A 14,012-nucleotide genomic window follows, 5' to 3' on the forward strand; every position below is an offset into this window, starting at 1 on the left:
AGGCTGCCGAGGCGAGTGGTCCAGGCCACCCGTAGGCCGCTGGGGTTCCCGCACCACCGACGTCCCCGACGCAGCCGCGAGTCACCGCGCTGTCCACGGCGGCGCGGTGACTCGGTGGCCCTCGCGGTCGGCCGCCACGAGAGGCTCGCCGAGCACGCGATCCGGCAGGGTGGCACCGCGATAGGGTTTCGCCTCGTGAGCACGGCACCTTCGATCGGCAAGCCGAGCCTGCCAGCACAGGTGAGGAAAGCGCGTGAGTCGCTGCTCGCGCTGCTGCGGGATCTCGACCCTCAGGTCGCGAAGTGGGTGGATGATCAGCGCGGCGCACGGACGGCGAAGCCGTCGGTCGTGGTGGTTGGTGAGACCAATCGCGGTAAGAGTTCCCTCGTCAACGCACTGCTTGCGCAGCCAGGGCTTTCGCCTGTCGAGGCCGAGGTCGCGACGGCGACGTATCTGGTGTTCGAGCACGCCTCTGAGTGGCAGGCGAAGGCGTGCTACCCCGGTCAGCTGGCTCCGGTGGGGTTCGAGCTGGAGGAACTCGAACGCTGGGTGTGCGCGCGGCACGAGTTGCCGGAGGGGCAACTGCCGCCCCGCTATGTCGAGGTCAGCGGTCCGGTGCCACTCCTCGAACGCATCAGCGTGGTGGACACGCCCGGGGTCGGCGGGCTCGACTCCGCACACGGCGAGCTGGCCATGGAGGCGGCGGCAGGGGCTACCGCTCTGCTGTTCGTCGTGGACGCCTCGGCTCCGTTCACGGCGCCAGAGCTGCGCTTCCTCACGGCGATGGCCGACCGCGTCGAGACGGTGCTGTTCGTGCTGTCGAAGACCGATCAGTTCCGGGGCTGGCGGCAGATCCTCGACGCAGACCGCGAACTGCTCGCCGAGCACGCGCCGAGGTTCGCCGACGCGCCGATCCACCCGGTGTCGGCTCGGATGTTCGAGCTGGCGGCGAAGGCGCCGAACGAGCAGGCCGCGGCCATGTTGCGCGATAAGTCGGGTGTCGCCGACTTGCAGACCGCGTTGCAGGAACTGCTGGTGGGACGCGCGGCGATGCTGGGTGAGGCCAACACGTTGCGGGCCCTTTCGAGCGCGCTGGGCGAGCAGCAGGAACGGCTCGCGGCTCAGGAGAGGGCGCTGACCTCAGGCGAGGCGGAGGCGAGCCGGCTTCGCGAACGCCGTGACCAGCTCGTCGCCGACCGGCGGTCCTCGACGAAGGGCTGGCAGTTGCGGATGCGCGGCGAGGTGCAGCGCGCCCGTGTCGAGCTGGGGCACGAGGTCAGCAGGCAGATGCGCGAGGCGCAGGCCCATTTCCGGCAGCGCATCGACGCGGCGGGACGTGAGGAGCTGGCCGCGCTCCCTCAGCAGGTCGATGCGTGCCTCCAGTCGGTGTCCCAGCGGGTGTCGGCGCTACTGGGACACCGGCTCAACCAGGTCACCGATGCGGTGCTGGCCGATCTGTTCTCGCCCGAGGAACTGGCGGTGATCAGGGCGCAGCTCGCGCGCGGATCAGGCCCTTCCGTGGTGTTGCGCCCGCCGGAGAAACGGCCGCCGACAGCCGAGGACAAGCTGCTCGTGTTCATGGGCGTCTCCGGAGGCGCTGGGGCGGCCAAGCTGGTGGCAGCTCCTTTCGTCAGCGCGGCGCTGTTCACGCCGATCGTGCTGCCTGCCACGATCGTGATCGGGCTCGGTGCAGGCTGGTGGATGGCTCGCACGCGCAGGCACGCGGCGGACAAGCAGCATGCCAAGCAGTGGCTCATCGAGTCGATCGCGGAGGCAAGGTCCACGCTCGATCAACTGGTCGCCGAGCAGATCATCGAGGCCGAGCAGCAGCTTGCTCTCGCGCTGGACGACGCGTTGAGCAGGAGGATCGAGGCCATCGAGACGGAGCTGAAGGAACTCGACACCACGATCAAGCTGGACGAGAAGGAGCGCGCCCGCAAACTCGCCGCGGTGTCGCGAAGGACGAAGGAGGTCAGGGAGGGCAGGCAGCAGGCCGAGGCGTTCCTCGGCCGGATCAGGGCCCTGCGAGACCGGCCGCGTCAGGACTGATCCGCTGGATCACGGGTACTACCCGGTTCGCGGCACGGACACCGGCCTGCCGGCGGCTTCGAGGCTCTTGGTTCGGGAACCGAAAGTGCATACGGTGAGTCCTAACACCGAAAGCACAGGAAGCCGTGCCCTGACCGGAGGGGGAGCAACGCCAGTGTGGGCAGAGGAGAGTGGCGGGACCGAGGCCACCGGTCCCGAGGGGACGTCCGACGACATGCTGATCACCGTCGAGGGCGAGGAGTACTCGGCGGAGATCAACTATGACATGGACGAGGACGGTGTCGCCGACACCGCGGTCATCCAGCACGAGGACGGGTCGCTACAGGCATTCGTTGACGAGGACGGCGACGGCGACGCCGACGCCTACGTCGCGATGGACGCGCAGGGCAACGCGGTCGCGGTCGCCGATTACGACGACGCGACCGGCGACTGGATCGGGGAAGCGGAAGCGGGGGGTTCGCCCGGGGGCGACAGCGCCGACACGCAGGCCAGCACCGGTGGCACCATCACGGCCGACTTCGGTGAAGGCGACGTCGAGGTCGGGCATGCCACGGTGGACACCGACCAGGACGGGGTCAACGACACCGCGGTGGTCACCGCCGACGACGGGACGACGCTGGCTTTCACCGACGAGGACGGCGATGGCGACGCCGACGTGGCTGTGGAGATCGACAGCCACGGCAACGCCGTGACCTACGAGCATTCGGGTGACGGCGAGTGGGTCGAGATCGACAGCGTGAGCCCGGCAGGCACCGACGGCGCCGACAGCGGTGACAGCGCGTGGGGCAGGCCGGAGCCGCTCGAAGGCGTTGCACGCATCGACTCCGCGACGGGCCAGTGGATCAGCCAGAACTGACCCGGCTTCGAGACTGGGCAAAAGGGACTCGGGAAGGCTCGGCGCCGGTCGCCGGGCCTTTTTCCGAGCCAGGAACCTTTTTCACACTTGCGCGATTCAGCCAAAACTGAATCGATTCCCTTATCGTTCTTGTGAGAGAACCGACCCCACACGATCTCTGCTCAGCTGTGTCAGACCGCTACTCTCGGGGCATCCCAAACGCCAGCACACCGCTCGACGGTGCGCTTTGAGCCATTCGGTCGCCGGCAACGGAGCCCGCATCCGGACGCGTCAAGCGTCCGTGTTGTGGGCTTCTGTCGTCGAAGACAGGAGTAGAGATGACTGCAGTAGCCATCCCCGGTCTTGAGAAGGCACCAACGACGCACAGCGGCGTGCTCTCCTGGGTCAGGGAGGTCGCCGAGCTCACCACACCCGATCGCGTCGTGTGGATCGACGGCTCCGACGAAGAGGCCGAGCGCATCAACGCCGAACTCGTCGAGGCCGGGACCTTCGTGCCGCTGAAGGCCAAACCCAACTCGTACTGGGCGGCTTCCGACCCGAGCGACGTCGCGCGCGTCGAGGAGCGAACGTTCATCTGCTCCGAACGCGAGTCCGACGCGGGGCCTACCAACAACTGGATGGACCCCGAGCAGATGAAGGCCACCATGACGGAGCTGTACCGAGGGTGCATGCGTGGCCGCACCATGTACGTCATCCCGTTCTGCATGGGGCCGCTCGGCGACGAGAACCCGAAGCTCGGCATCGAGATCACCGACTTCGCCTACGTCGTCGCGTCGATGCGGGTCATGACCCGCATGGGCAAGGCCGCTCTCGACAAGTTCGTCACAGCCGACGGCACCGAGCGCGAGTTCGTGCCCGCGCTGCACTCGGTCGGCAGGCCGCTCGAGCCCGGTGAGCAGGACGTGCCGTGGCCCTGCAACGACACGAAATACATCAGCCACTTCCCCGAGACCCGCACCATCTGGAGCTACGGCTCCGGCTACGGCGGCAACTCCCTGCTCGGCAAGAAGTGCTACTCGCTGCGCATCGCGTCGGTGATGGCCCGCGACGAGGGCTGGCTCGCCGAGCACATGCTGATCCTCAAGCTGATCTCCCCGGAGAACAAGGCGTACTACGTCGCGGCGGCGTTCCCCAGCGCCTGCGGCAAGACCAACCTGGCGATGCTCCAACCGACCATCCCTGGCTGGCGTGCCGAGACGCTCGGCGACGACATCGCGTGGATGCGCTTCGGCGACGACGGCAGACTTTACGCGATCAACCCCGAGTTCGGTTTCTTCGGTGTGGCTCCGGGCACCGACAACCACACCAACCCGAACGCCATGAAGACCATCGAGAAGGGCAACACGGTGTTCACCAACACCGCGTTGACCGACGACGGCGACGTGTGGTGGGAGGGCATGGCCAGCAAGCCCGAGCACCTGACCTCGTGGAAGGGCAAGGACTGGACACCTGCCGACGGTGAGGCCGGCGAGCCTGCCGCGCACCCGAACTCGCGGTACTGCACGCCGATGTCGCAGTGCCCGATCCTCGCACCGGAGTGGGACGACCCGAAGGGCGTGCCGATCTCGGCGATCCTGTTCGGCGGTCGGCGCGCCACCACGGTGCCGCTGGTGAACGAGGCCCGCGACTGGCAGCACGGCGTGTTCATGGGCGCCACGATGTCGTCGGAGAAGACGGCGGCGGCAGCGGGCAAGGTCGGCGAGGTGCGCCGCGACCCGATGGCCATGCTGCCGTTCCTCGGCTACCACGTCGGCGACTACTTCCAGCACTGGCTGGAGATCGGCAAGCACGCCGACAACGCGCAGCTGCCCAAGATCTTCTACGTCAACTGGTTCCGTCGCGGCGACGACCGCCGGTTCCTGTGGCCGGGATTCTCCGAGAACTCCCGCGTGCTCAAGTGGATCATCGAGCGGATCGAGGGCAAGGCGTCGGCCGTCGAGACTCCGGTCGGTTTCGTGCCGAAGGCCGGGGACCTCGACCTCGAAGGGCTCACGGAGCCGCTCGCCGACATCCAGGCCGCCCTTGAGGTGAACCCCGACGAGTGGCGCCAGGAGCTCCCGCTGATCGAGGAGTGGTTCGACAGCATCGGCCGCGACAAGATCCCGTCCGCCCTGCTCGACGAGCTGGAGGCCATGAAGCAGCGCCTGGCCTGAGCGCCGGTGCCGTACCCGGGAAGGCCGCCGTTCGCCCAGCGCGAAGGCGGCCTTCCCGCGTCTCCGGGTTCCCTAGCATGATCGTGTGGCAGACAGTGGGAACCAAGGGAACCAGCCTGGGCACACGCCGTTCCGGTTCGGGGTGAACCTGATGCGGTTCACCACGGGTGAGGAGTTGGTCGAAAGCGCGCGCCGTGCCGAGGGGCTCGGTTACGACGTCGTGTGCGTGCCCGACCACCTCGGTCTTCCCGCCCCTTTCCCCGCGCTCGTCCTCGCCGCGCAGGCCACGAGCCGGGTCAGGGTGGGCACGTTCGTGCTCAACGCGGCGTTCTACAACCCGGTGCTGCTGGCCCGCGAGGTCGCGAGTACCGACCGGTTCGTCGGTGGCAGGCTGGATCTCGGGCTCGGCGCCGGCTATGTCAAGGAGGAGTTCGAGGCTGCGGGAATGCCGTTCCCGAGCCCAGGGGAACGAGTCGATCATTTGAGTCGCACCGTCGCCGAGCTGCGGCGGGTCTTCGAGACGGAGCAACCGGCTCCGGTGCAGCGTCCCGCTCCCCCGATCCTGCTCGGCGGGCACGGCGACCGCATGTTGCGGCTCGCGGGCAGGGAAGCGGACATCGTGGGATTCACCGGTATCTCGTTCCTGCCGACGGGCCCTGTCCTCGCCGATGAGGAGGAACTCGACGAACGGGTCGCCCTCGTCCGCGAGGCCGCGCGTGGACGCGCTGTGGAACCGGAGTTCAACCTCCTCGTGCAACGCGTGGTCGTGACCAGCGACAGAGCCGCGGCCCTCGCTTCCCTCGAACGCGAGTTCGAGGGCCTGCCCGGCGCCTCGGCGGATTTCCTCGGACGGTTGCCGTACCTGCTGGTGGGCACGCCAGACGAGATCGCAGAACAGGTGCGCGCCCACCGGGCGAGGTACGGCATCAGCTACTTCACGGTGCTCGACGACTACCTGACCGACTTCGCACCGGTGATCGAACGGCTCCGCGCAGACCCGCCGCTCACTCGAAAAGGCCGATGAGCTGGTCAACGGCGAGGTAGGCGAACAGTGCGAGGCAGACGGCGAGCAGCGTGTTCGACACCCATCGGGACCTTCCCTCCGGCACGACCCGGCGTGAGTTCAGCAGCACCAGCAGCGTTCCGGCAAGGAAGGGCATGAACAGCGCGCCGAGGGCACCGTAGGCGACGGTCAGCTGGAACGGCCGATCGAGGAACAGCAGCGCCATCGGGGGAAACGTCAACCAGACGAGGTAGCCGCGGAAAACCGGGCTACGCTCACCCGCCTTGCGTTCGTAGTCGTCGAGATCAGCATCGGCAACTCGCTCGGCGCCTACGGTGTCCTTACTGTCCTTACTGTCCTTGCGGTGCGCGGGGAGCCGCCAGGTGCGCCACCAGTCGGCGAACAGGAGGCTCACGCCGTTCCACACCCCGATGAGCGAGGTGAACGACACGGAGAAGAACCCGATCAGAAACGGGATGCGCGCCCACTGGCCGTAGTCCTGCGCGAGTCTGTCGCCGAGGAAGAGCAGACCCTCGTCACCGGTGACGATCTCCTGGTCGAGCAGCAGTTCCGAGCCGATCACCAGCATGGCGACGACGAAAACGCCGGTGGTGATGTAGCCGACGGCGTTGTCGAGCCGCATCATGGACAGCCAGCGCGGCGAGTGCCAGCCCTTGGCGATGGTCCAGTAGCCGTACGCGGCCATGGTGATGGTCCCGCCGACGCCGCCGATCAGGCCGAGTACGTACACGAGTGAGCCGTCGGGCAGCGTTGGTACCAGGCCCTCGCCTGCGTCGAGAAGGTTGGGCGAGACCAGCACGGCCGTGCCCACCACCGTGACGAACATGATGCCGACCAGCACCGTCATGATCTTCTCGATGACGGCGTAGCGACCGAACCACACGAGCACGAAGCCCAGCACCCCGCAGATCATCGCCCAGTACCGCACCGGCACTTCCGGCAGCAAGGCGTTCAAGGGGAGACCGGAGGCCGACATCGCCGTCGCGCCGTAGACGAAACCCCACACGACGGCGTAGGCGCCGAAGTACACGAGCACCCACCTGCCGAGGGTGCGCCAGCCGGCGAGCAGTGTGCTGCCGGAGGCGAGGTGCCAGCGGCCGACGGCCTCGCCGAGCGCCAGCTTGAAGACGGTGCCGAGGACGACGGCCCACAGCAACGTGTAGCCGTAGCGGGAGCCCGCCACCATCGTGGCGACGAGATCGCCCGCGCCCACACCTGTCGCGGCTGCCATGATGCCCGGCCCCAGGTGGCGAAGGCGTTCTCGCCGGCCGAGTGGCACGCGGTCGGCCACGTCGTCGTAGCGCATGTCGTTCGGCATGCGAGCACGCTAGACCGACGACGGGGGTCGGGGAAAGATCAGTTCGGGATCTCGGGCCCCGCGGCTATCGGGGAAGTGGGCTTTCCTTCACCCCGCGCAGGGACGCGGTGACGGGCGCCTCGGTCTGGGCGTAGCAGGTCAGGTTGGTGAAACCGCGCTTCCACGCGACCTCGTCGGGCCACCGCCACGCCGCCGCGACGTCCTCGCGTGCGCCACCGAGGTAGGTGGTCACGGCCTTTTCACACGCCTCGACGGCGGCCGCGTCGAACTCCTCCTCGCTCGGAAGCGGATCGGTGTGCTTGCCCATCGGCACCACCGCCACCGCCTCTCCGCGGTGCGGCCGGTCGCAGGGCGTCGGCGCAGGCGGCTCTTCCGACGGTGCTGTGAACGAGCAGAGGCGGTAGGTGTGCACGCCGTCGCCGCGCAGTGCGTTGCGGACGGAGCCGGTGCGCTGCTTCGCCTCGTTGGCCTTGTCCAGTTCCGCGACGCCGCAGCGGTACCAGCGTTCGCCCCTTGCCCAGGCATCCTCTCCAGCCCACAGCAACCAGGCCGACAGCGTGGTGAGATCGTAGTCGTCGCTACCGAGGTAGGCCGCCGCCTCCTGACGGCAGGAAGGGAAGACGGCCGAGAAGACCTCGTCGCGGGCAGGCGGCTTCTCGGCCATCGCGCCACCGAAGGTGCCGGAGGCGGTGATCTCCACCGTGTGCGGTTCGTCGCAGTCGATGGGGGCCGGATCACCACCCCTGACGCATTCTCCTGGATCGGCCACCTCGGCAGCTCCCTGCGAGCCGGAACGCTCGGACCCAGTAGATCCCGTGGCCCCGGTGGATCCCGTGGACGGCGCGGCGGAAGCGGCATCGGTGTTTCCGGCCACCGCGTGATTGGCCGGAGGCTGAGCCGTGCCATCGACCTCGGTGACACACGATGCCACCGTCACGGCGACCAGCAGCGTGGCACCGGCCAGCACTAACCCCTGTCTGGACATCGAACCGACCCTACCGAGCGAATCATGTGACCACTCAATGTTCGCACCACCTCAGGTGAACCCGCCGAGGGCCTGTCCGCCGGAGGTGCGGACCGAGCGGATGCCACGAACGAGGTTCGGTCCTGTGTGGGGCCCGGTCTCGTCCGGACCAATACCGGGGAGAACCGAAAGAGACCATCCGGATAGTGGAAACCCCGTGATGCTGCCAGGTCGGGGGTCCGCCAGCATCACGGGGTCACCGGGTCTATCGAGCCCGAGTCCGATCGCGTTACACCTAAACCTCTATGTAGTGTGGATCACACTTTCGTGTGTATCCGAACGGGTGAGGACCGTTCGCGCGGGGTTCGCCCACCGGCCACCTCGCCGTGTCACGGTCACTCAGGAGGTTGAGACACATGATTCGACGCAAACTGGCAGTGCTCGTGGCTGCCCTCGCGACCACATTCGCCGGTGGGCTGGCCGTGCCTGCCGCCGCCCAGCCTGAGCCGGGTGGACCGCACCACTTCGACATCCAGGCTCATCGCGGTGGCCTCGGGCTCACGGTGGAGGGCACGCTCGCGGCGTTCTCCCGCGCGATGGAGCTGGGTGTCACCACTCTGGAACTCGACATCCAGATCACCCGCGACGGCAGGGACGTCGTCACGCACGACCGCAAGATCAGCGCGGCGAAGTGCCAGGACACGAAGCCGGCGTGGCCTGGCGACCCGCAGTTCCCCTACGTGGGCTCCTACATCAAGGACCTCACGTTCGCCCAGGTGCGCACGCTCGACTGTGGTTCGCTGGGACTGCCGAGCCGTCCGGGGCAGGAACTCTCCCCCGGCGCCACGATGCCGACGCTGGCCGAGGTGTTCGACCTGGCTCGCAAGCACCATGCCCACCTGATCCGGTTCAACATCGAGACGAAGGTGGAGGCCGCGGCTCCGCATGAGACAGCGCCGCGTGAGCAGTTCGTTGACAGGGTGATCCAGGAAGTCGCCCGCTCGGGTTTCGCGCGTAACGTGACGATCCAGAGCTTCGACTGGGGCGCGTTGATGCAGGTCAGGCAGAAGGCTCCGTGGCTTCCCGTCGTGGCGCTGACCCAGCCGGAGTTCCTCCAGGTCGGCAAGCCTGGCAAGTCGCCGTGGCTCGGCGGTCTCGACATCGACGACTTCGGCGGCAGCCCCGTCGAGGCGGTGTCGTCGTTCGGCGCTTCCGCGCTGTCCCCGGTTCACGGCAACCCGCAGGGCGGTGCCGTGGGCGACGACAACTACGTGCCGTTCACCACGAAGGAACTCGTCGCCGAGGCCCACGCTGCCGGGATCAAGGTCGTGCCGTGGACGGTGAACGACGAGGCCACGATGCACAAGCTCATCGACGACGGGGTGGACGGGATCATCACCGACTACCCGGACCGCCTGCGGAAGGTCGCGGCGGAACGTGGCTTCAAGCTGCCGAAGACGTATCCATTGCGGGGCCGCCACGGGTGAAGACGGCCGGGAGTGGGTAGCTGCATGACGGTGACCATCTTTCCGGACCTGACTCGAACAGGGAGGCCGAATGATTCTCCGTCGGGTGGCGCGCCCACTCCTCGCCTCGATCTTCATCATGGGCGGCGTCAACGCGCTGCGGCAGAAGGAGGGCCACGCCGAGGTCGCGAAGCCCTTCCTCGACAAGGCCGCGGACAAGACCATCAGGCGCAAGGCGGGGGAGTCCCCGGAGTCGCTCCCCGGTGACCCTGTGACGATGGTCCAGGTGGACGCGGCTGTGAAGATCGCCGGGGGCACCCTGCTCGCGCTCGGGGTGCTGCCGAGGGTGGCATCGGCGATGCTGCTGTCGAGCCTCGTGCCCACCACGTTCGCGGTACATGCCTTCTGGGAGGAGAAGGACCCGGAGCAGCGGCAACAGCAGCTCATCGAGTTCCTGAAGAACGCGGGTCTCGCGGGTGGTCTCCTGCTCGGTGTTGCGGACACGGGCGGCAAGCCTTCGCTCGGGTGGCGTGCGCGCCACGCGGCGGACGAGGCGAGCCACCATGTGCAGGGCGCGGCCGGAGTCGTGCAGCGCAAGGCGGGTGTGGCCGCGACGAAGTCGAGCATGGCCGCGGAGAAGGCGGCTGCCAAGGCTGCCAAGGCCGGCGGTAAGGCGGGTAAGAAGGCAGGCAAGGCAGGTAAGACCGCGGGAATGGTCGCGGGTGGTGCGAAGGGGAAGACCAAGGCGGCGAAGGCTGCGAGCCTGCCCGCGTCGGCGGCGTTGCTGAAGACGGCGAAGACGGCGGGGCCTGTGCTGGCGGGTAAAGGGGGCAAGCGTATGCGTCGGCGCGTGCCGTCGATCACGCACTGACGGCGGTGCCGTCGGTGAGGTTCTGACGGCCGAGCCGTCGGTGTTATGTCGATGCCTTGCTGTACCGGGCTGTGGCCAGCGGCGCGAAGATCGCCACGATGACGATGCAACTGAGAATCGCGTAGAGGGCGGCGTTCTCGGCGGGCCAGCCGGATGGTTCCGGCCAGCCTGCCGGGCTCGGGTTGCCGAACAGTTGGCGCGTGGCGTTGACGGCCGCTGTGAAGGGGTTCCAGTCGGCGATGGAGCCGAGAACACCGGGCAGGCTCTCCTGCGGCACGAAGGCCGAGGAGATGAACGTCAGGGGGAACATCCAGATCAGGCCCGCGCTGTTGGCCACCTCGACGCTGCGCGCGACGAGGCCGATGTACGCGCCGACCCAGGAAAGCGCGAAGGCGAACAGCAAGATCATGAGGTAGCCGAGTGCGGCGTCGAACACCCCGCTGCGGACGCGCCAGCCGATGAGCAGCCCGCACGCGGTCATCACGACGAGAACCACGATGCTCAGCACCTGGTCGGCGGTGGTGCGCCCGACCAGGACGGCCAGCCGTGACATGGGCAGCGACCGGAACCGGTCGATGATCCCCTTCTGGAGATCGTTGGCGAAACCGATGACGGTGTAGGACGAGTTGAACGCGACCGTCTGCGCGAAGATCCCGGCGATGAGGAACTCGCGGTACTCGCCGCTTCCGCCGCCGGGGCCGCCGATGGCGTCGCCGAAGACGTAGGCGAAGAGCAACACGAACATGATGGGGAACGCGGTGGCGCCGAGCAGCCAGTCCGGGTTGCGCCGCACGTTCATCACGTTGCGCCAGGTGATGACGGCCGAGTCTGAGACGATTTTGGAGGCGTTCACGACGGTGTGCCCTCCTCGGTGGCGTGTCCGGTCAGCGAGAGGAAGACGTCGTCGAGGGTGGGCCGGAGGAGCGCGACATCACCGATCGCGACGTTGCGCGAGTCGAGCCTGCGCAGTGCCTCCACCAGTGCGGATGCCCCGCTATCGACGAAGACCGACAGGCTGCCTGCGTGGGTATCGACGATCGGTTCGCTGGTGCCGACCTGCTTGAGGACCTGGGCGGCCGATTCGATGTCGGTGCGGTCGGCGACCACGAGTTCCAGGCGTTCGCCGCCGATCCGGCCCTTGAGTTCGGCCGCCGTGCCGCGCGCGATCACCTTGCCCCTGTCGATGACCACGATCGAATCGGCCAGCCGGTCGGCCTCCTCCAGGTATTGCGTGGTGAGCAGCACGGTCGCGCCGGTGGCGACGAGCTGCTCGATGACCTCCCACATCCCGAATCTGCCCCGGGGGTCGAGCCCCGTGGTCGGCTCGTCGAGCACCACGACCCTCGGCTCCGCCACGAGTGCGCCCGCGAGGTCGAGCCGCCTTCGCATGCCGCCCGAGTAGCCCTTGGCGGGACGGTCCGCCGCGTCGGAGAGCTGGAACCGGTCGAGCAGTTCCCGCGAGCGTTCCTTGGCCTTTCGTTTCGGCAGGCCGTACAACCTGCCGATGAGGTAGAGGTTCTCCGCTCCGGTGAGGTTTTCGTCGATGGCCGCGTACTGGCCCGACAGTCCGATGGCCTGCCGCACGGCGTCGGGTTCGGTGAGCACGTCGTGGCCCGCGACCGTCGCCTCTCCCGCGTCCGGCCTGAGCAGGGTGGTCAGTATGCGAACGGTGGTGGTCTTGCCCGCGCCGTTGGGGCCGAGCAGACCGAGCACCTGTCCTGTGGGGATGTCGAGATCCACACCGTCCAACGCCCGTGTGGGGCCGTAGGTCTTCACGAGGCCGCGAGCGCGGACAGCGATGTCGCCGTCCATGTGGGGCATACGGTCAGCGTAGAAGTGCAGGGCCGCACTCGCCGGGAAAAGCGGTGGAGGTGCGGTGAATGTGGTGCCCTGGCCGCCTCCCCGCATGAGGGGGAGGCGGCGGCCGTTCACCTCTCCAGGATCGCGGTGACGCCCTGGCCGCCCGCGGCGCAGATGGAGATCAGTCCGCGGCCGGAACCCTTTTCGGACAGCAGTTTCGCGAGCGTGCCGACGATCCGGCCACCGGTCGCCGCGAACGGATGCCCTGCGGCCAGCGAGGAGCCGTTGACGTTGAGTTTCGCCCTGTCGATCGAGCCGAGCGGCTCATCGCGGCCGAGCCTCTCCTTGGCGAATTCCGGGTCCTCCCACGCCTTGAGTGTGGCGAGCACCTGCGAGGCGAACGCCTCGTGGATCTCGTAGAAGTCGAAGTCGGCCAGCGTGAGGCCCGCCTTGTCGAGCATGCGCGGTACCGCGTACGCGGGTGCCATCAGCAGGCCCTCGTCGCCGTGCACGTAGTCAACGGCGGCGGTCTGGGAAGCCGTCAGATACGCCAGCACGGGGAGGTTGCGTTCCCTCGCCCATTCCTCTGTGGCGAGCAGCACCACCGACGCGCCGTCGGACAGCGGCGTCGAGTTGCCCGCCGTCATCGTGCCGTCGCGACCGCCGAACACCGGGTTGAGCTTGGCCAGCTTCTCCGGCGACGAGTCGGGCCGCAGGTTCTGGTCGCGGGTGAGCCCGAGATACGAGGTGAGCAGGTCGTCGAAGAACCCGCGCTCGTACGCGGCCGCGAGCCGCCGGTGACTGGTGGCGGCCAGCTCGTCCTGCTCCTGCCTCGTGATGCCCCAGGCTTTCGCGGTGATCGCGGCGTGCTCGCCCATCGAGAGCCCCGTGCGTGCCTCGGCATTGCGCGGGATCTCGGGTACGAGGTGGCCTGGACGGAACTTGGCGAGCAGTTTCACTCGCTCGCCTGCCGACTTCGCCACGTTCAGTTTCACAAGCAGTCTGCGGAGCGTGTCGTTGACGGCCAGCGGCGCGTCGCTCGTCGTGTCAACGCCACCCGCGATGGCGGAGTCGAGCTGCCCCAGCGCGATCTTGTTGGCGACGTTCACGATGGCCTGGAGTCCCGTACCGCAGGCCATTTGCAGGTCGTACGCGGGCGTGGTGGGTGCGAGCGCGCTGCCCAGCACCACTTCGCGGGCGAGGTTGAAATCCCTGGAGTGCTTCAGCACCGCGCCTGCCGCGAATTCGCCGATGCGTTCGTTCTGCAACGAGAACCGGCTGACCAGGCCGTCGAGTGCCGCGGTGAGCATGTCCTGGTTGGAGGCATCAGCGTAAGGGCCGTTGGACCTCGCGAAGGGGATGCGGTTCGCGCCGACGATCGCGACCCTGCGGATCGCCGGGGCTCCCGTCGAAGATGCCTTCGAGGACGACGCAGGTGTCGCCTTGTTGCGGCTCGATCGCGTCCGGCCGGGCTTCTGCGCTTGGCTCATGGCTCTCGCCTTCCCTGGTCA

The 14,012-nt window shown here is 68.0% G+C and carries 11 protein-coding genes; 6 read left to right on the plus strand and 5 right to left on the minus strand.

Annotated elements, in window-relative coordinates:
• Positions 1-195 precede the first annotated feature (195 nt).
• From SACXIDRAFT_RS10500 to SACXIDRAFT_RS10515, 4 genes are all read left to right on the plus strand, one after another.
• The gene (locus SACXIDRAFT_RS10500; protein WP_040922586.1) at positions 196-2,049 is read left to right on the plus strand and encodes a dynamin family protein; all 1,854 of its coding nucleotides are present in this window, start codon (positions 196-198) and stop codon (positions 2,047-2,049) included.
• Between the two features lie 154 nt (positions 2,050-2,203).
• Entirely contained in the window at positions 2,204-2,905 is a 702-nt protein-coding gene (locus SACXIDRAFT_RS10505; RefSeq protein WP_006238537.1) for a DUF6802 family protein, read from the plus strand.
• A gap of 317 nt (positions 2,906-3,222) precedes the next feature.
• Positions 3,223-5,058, plus strand: coding sequence for a phosphoenolpyruvate carboxykinase (GTP) (locus SACXIDRAFT_RS10510; protein WP_006238538.1), 1,836 nt, complete (start codon positions 3,223-3,225; stop codon positions 5,056-5,058).
• An 85-nt stretch (positions 5,059-5,143) separates the two neighbouring features.
• A complete protein-coding gene (locus tag SACXIDRAFT_RS10515; protein ID WP_006238539.1) occupies positions 5,144-6,082 on the plus strand; it encodes an LLM class F420-dependent oxidoreductase in 939 nt (312 codons plus the stop codon).
• On the opposite strand, the gene SACXIDRAFT_RS10520 is transcribed toward SACXIDRAFT_RS10515, so the two are convergent.
• Positions 6,063-7,400 carry an Nramp family divalent metal transporter gene (locus tag SACXIDRAFT_RS10520; RefSeq protein ID WP_006238540.1) on the minus strand — a complete coding sequence of 446 codons (1,338 nt, stop codon included), beginning with the start codon at positions 7,398-7,400 and terminating at the stop codon, positions 6,063-6,065. The two genes, SACXIDRAFT_RS10515 and SACXIDRAFT_RS10520, sit on opposite strands and share 20 nt — an antisense overlap.
• Positions 7,401-7,464: 64 nt before the next feature.
• Positions 7,465-8,385 carry a septum formation family protein gene (locus SACXIDRAFT_RS10525; RefSeq protein ID WP_006238541.1) on the minus strand — a complete coding sequence of 307 codons (921 nt, stop codon included), beginning with the start codon at positions 8,383-8,385 and terminating at the stop codon, positions 7,465-7,467.
• Positions 8,386-8,780: 395 nt separating this feature from the next.
• Here SACXIDRAFT_RS10525 and SACXIDRAFT_RS10530 point away from each other — a divergent pair, with 395 nt between their 5' ends.
• Entirely contained in the window at positions 8,781-9,851 is a 1,071-nt protein-coding gene (locus SACXIDRAFT_RS10530; protein ID WP_006238542.1) for a glycerophosphodiester phosphodiesterase, read from the plus strand.
• Between the two features lie 70 nt (positions 9,852-9,921).
• Complete coding sequence (locus SACXIDRAFT_RS10535) at positions 9,922-10,701, plus strand: DoxX family protein (RefSeq protein WP_006238543.1); 780 nt, start codon at positions 9,922-9,924, stop codon at positions 10,699-10,701.
• A gap of 43 nt (positions 10,702-10,744) precedes the next feature.
• On the opposite strand, the gene SACXIDRAFT_RS10540 is transcribed toward SACXIDRAFT_RS10535, so the two are convergent.
• The 3 genes from SACXIDRAFT_RS10540 to SACXIDRAFT_RS10550 all read right to left on the minus strand — a co-directional run bounded on the left by SACXIDRAFT_RS10540 (position 10,745) and on the right by SACXIDRAFT_RS10550 (position 13,991).
• A complete protein-coding gene (locus SACXIDRAFT_RS10540; RefSeq protein WP_006238544.1) occupies positions 10,745-11,554 on the minus strand; it encodes an ABC transporter permease in 810 nt (269 codons plus the stop codon).
• A complete protein-coding gene (locus tag SACXIDRAFT_RS10545; RefSeq protein WP_040922587.1) occupies positions 11,551-12,522 on the minus strand; it encodes a daunorubicin resistance protein DrrA family ABC transporter ATP-binding protein in 972 nt (323 codons plus the stop codon). The genes SACXIDRAFT_RS10540 and SACXIDRAFT_RS10545 overlap by 4 nt, the downstream gene beginning before the upstream one ends.
• Positions 12,523-12,629: 107 nt before the next feature.
• Positions 12,630-13,991: an acetyl-CoA C-acetyltransferase gene (locus SACXIDRAFT_RS10550; RefSeq protein WP_006238546.1), complete on the minus strand. Its 1,362-nt coding sequence runs from the start codon at positions 13,989-13,991 to the stop codon at positions 12,630-12,632.
• Positions 13,992-14,012: the final 21 nt, after the last annotated feature.

Source organism: Saccharomonospora xinjiangensis XJ-54 (assembly GCF_000258175.1).
Taxonomy (GTDB): Bacteria; Actinomycetota; Actinomycetes; order Mycobacteriales; family Pseudonocardiaceae; genus Saccharomonospora; species Saccharomonospora xinjiangensis.

Coding starts and splice junctions, on each gene's coding strand:
- SACXIDRAFT_RS10510 (WP_006238538.1), top strand. CDS start 3,223: ATGACTGCAGTAGCCATCCCCGGTCTTGAGAAGGCACCAACGACGCAC.
- SACXIDRAFT_RS10520 (WP_006238540.1), bottom strand. CDS start 7,400: ATGCCGAACGACATGCGCTACGACGACGTGGCCGACCGCGTGCCACTC.
- SACXIDRAFT_RS10525 (WP_006238541.1), bottom strand. CDS start 8,385: ATGTCCAGACAGGGGTTAGTGCTGGCCGGTGCCACGCTGCTGGTCGCC.
- SACXIDRAFT_RS10530 (WP_006238542.1), top strand. CDS start 8,781: ATGATTCGACGCAAACTGGCAGTGCTCGTGGCTGCCCTCGCGACCACA.
- SACXIDRAFT_RS10535 (WP_006238543.1), top strand. CDS start 9,922: ATGATTCTCCGTCGGGTGGCGCGCCCACTCCTCGCCTCGATCTTCATC.
- SACXIDRAFT_RS10545 (WP_040922587.1), bottom strand. CDS start 12,522: ATGCCCCACATGGACGGCGACATCGCTGTCCGCGCTCGCGGCCTCGTG.
- SACXIDRAFT_RS10550 (WP_006238546.1), bottom strand. CDS start 13,991: ATGAGCCAAGCGCAGAAGCCCGGCCGGACGCGATCGAGCCGCAACAAG.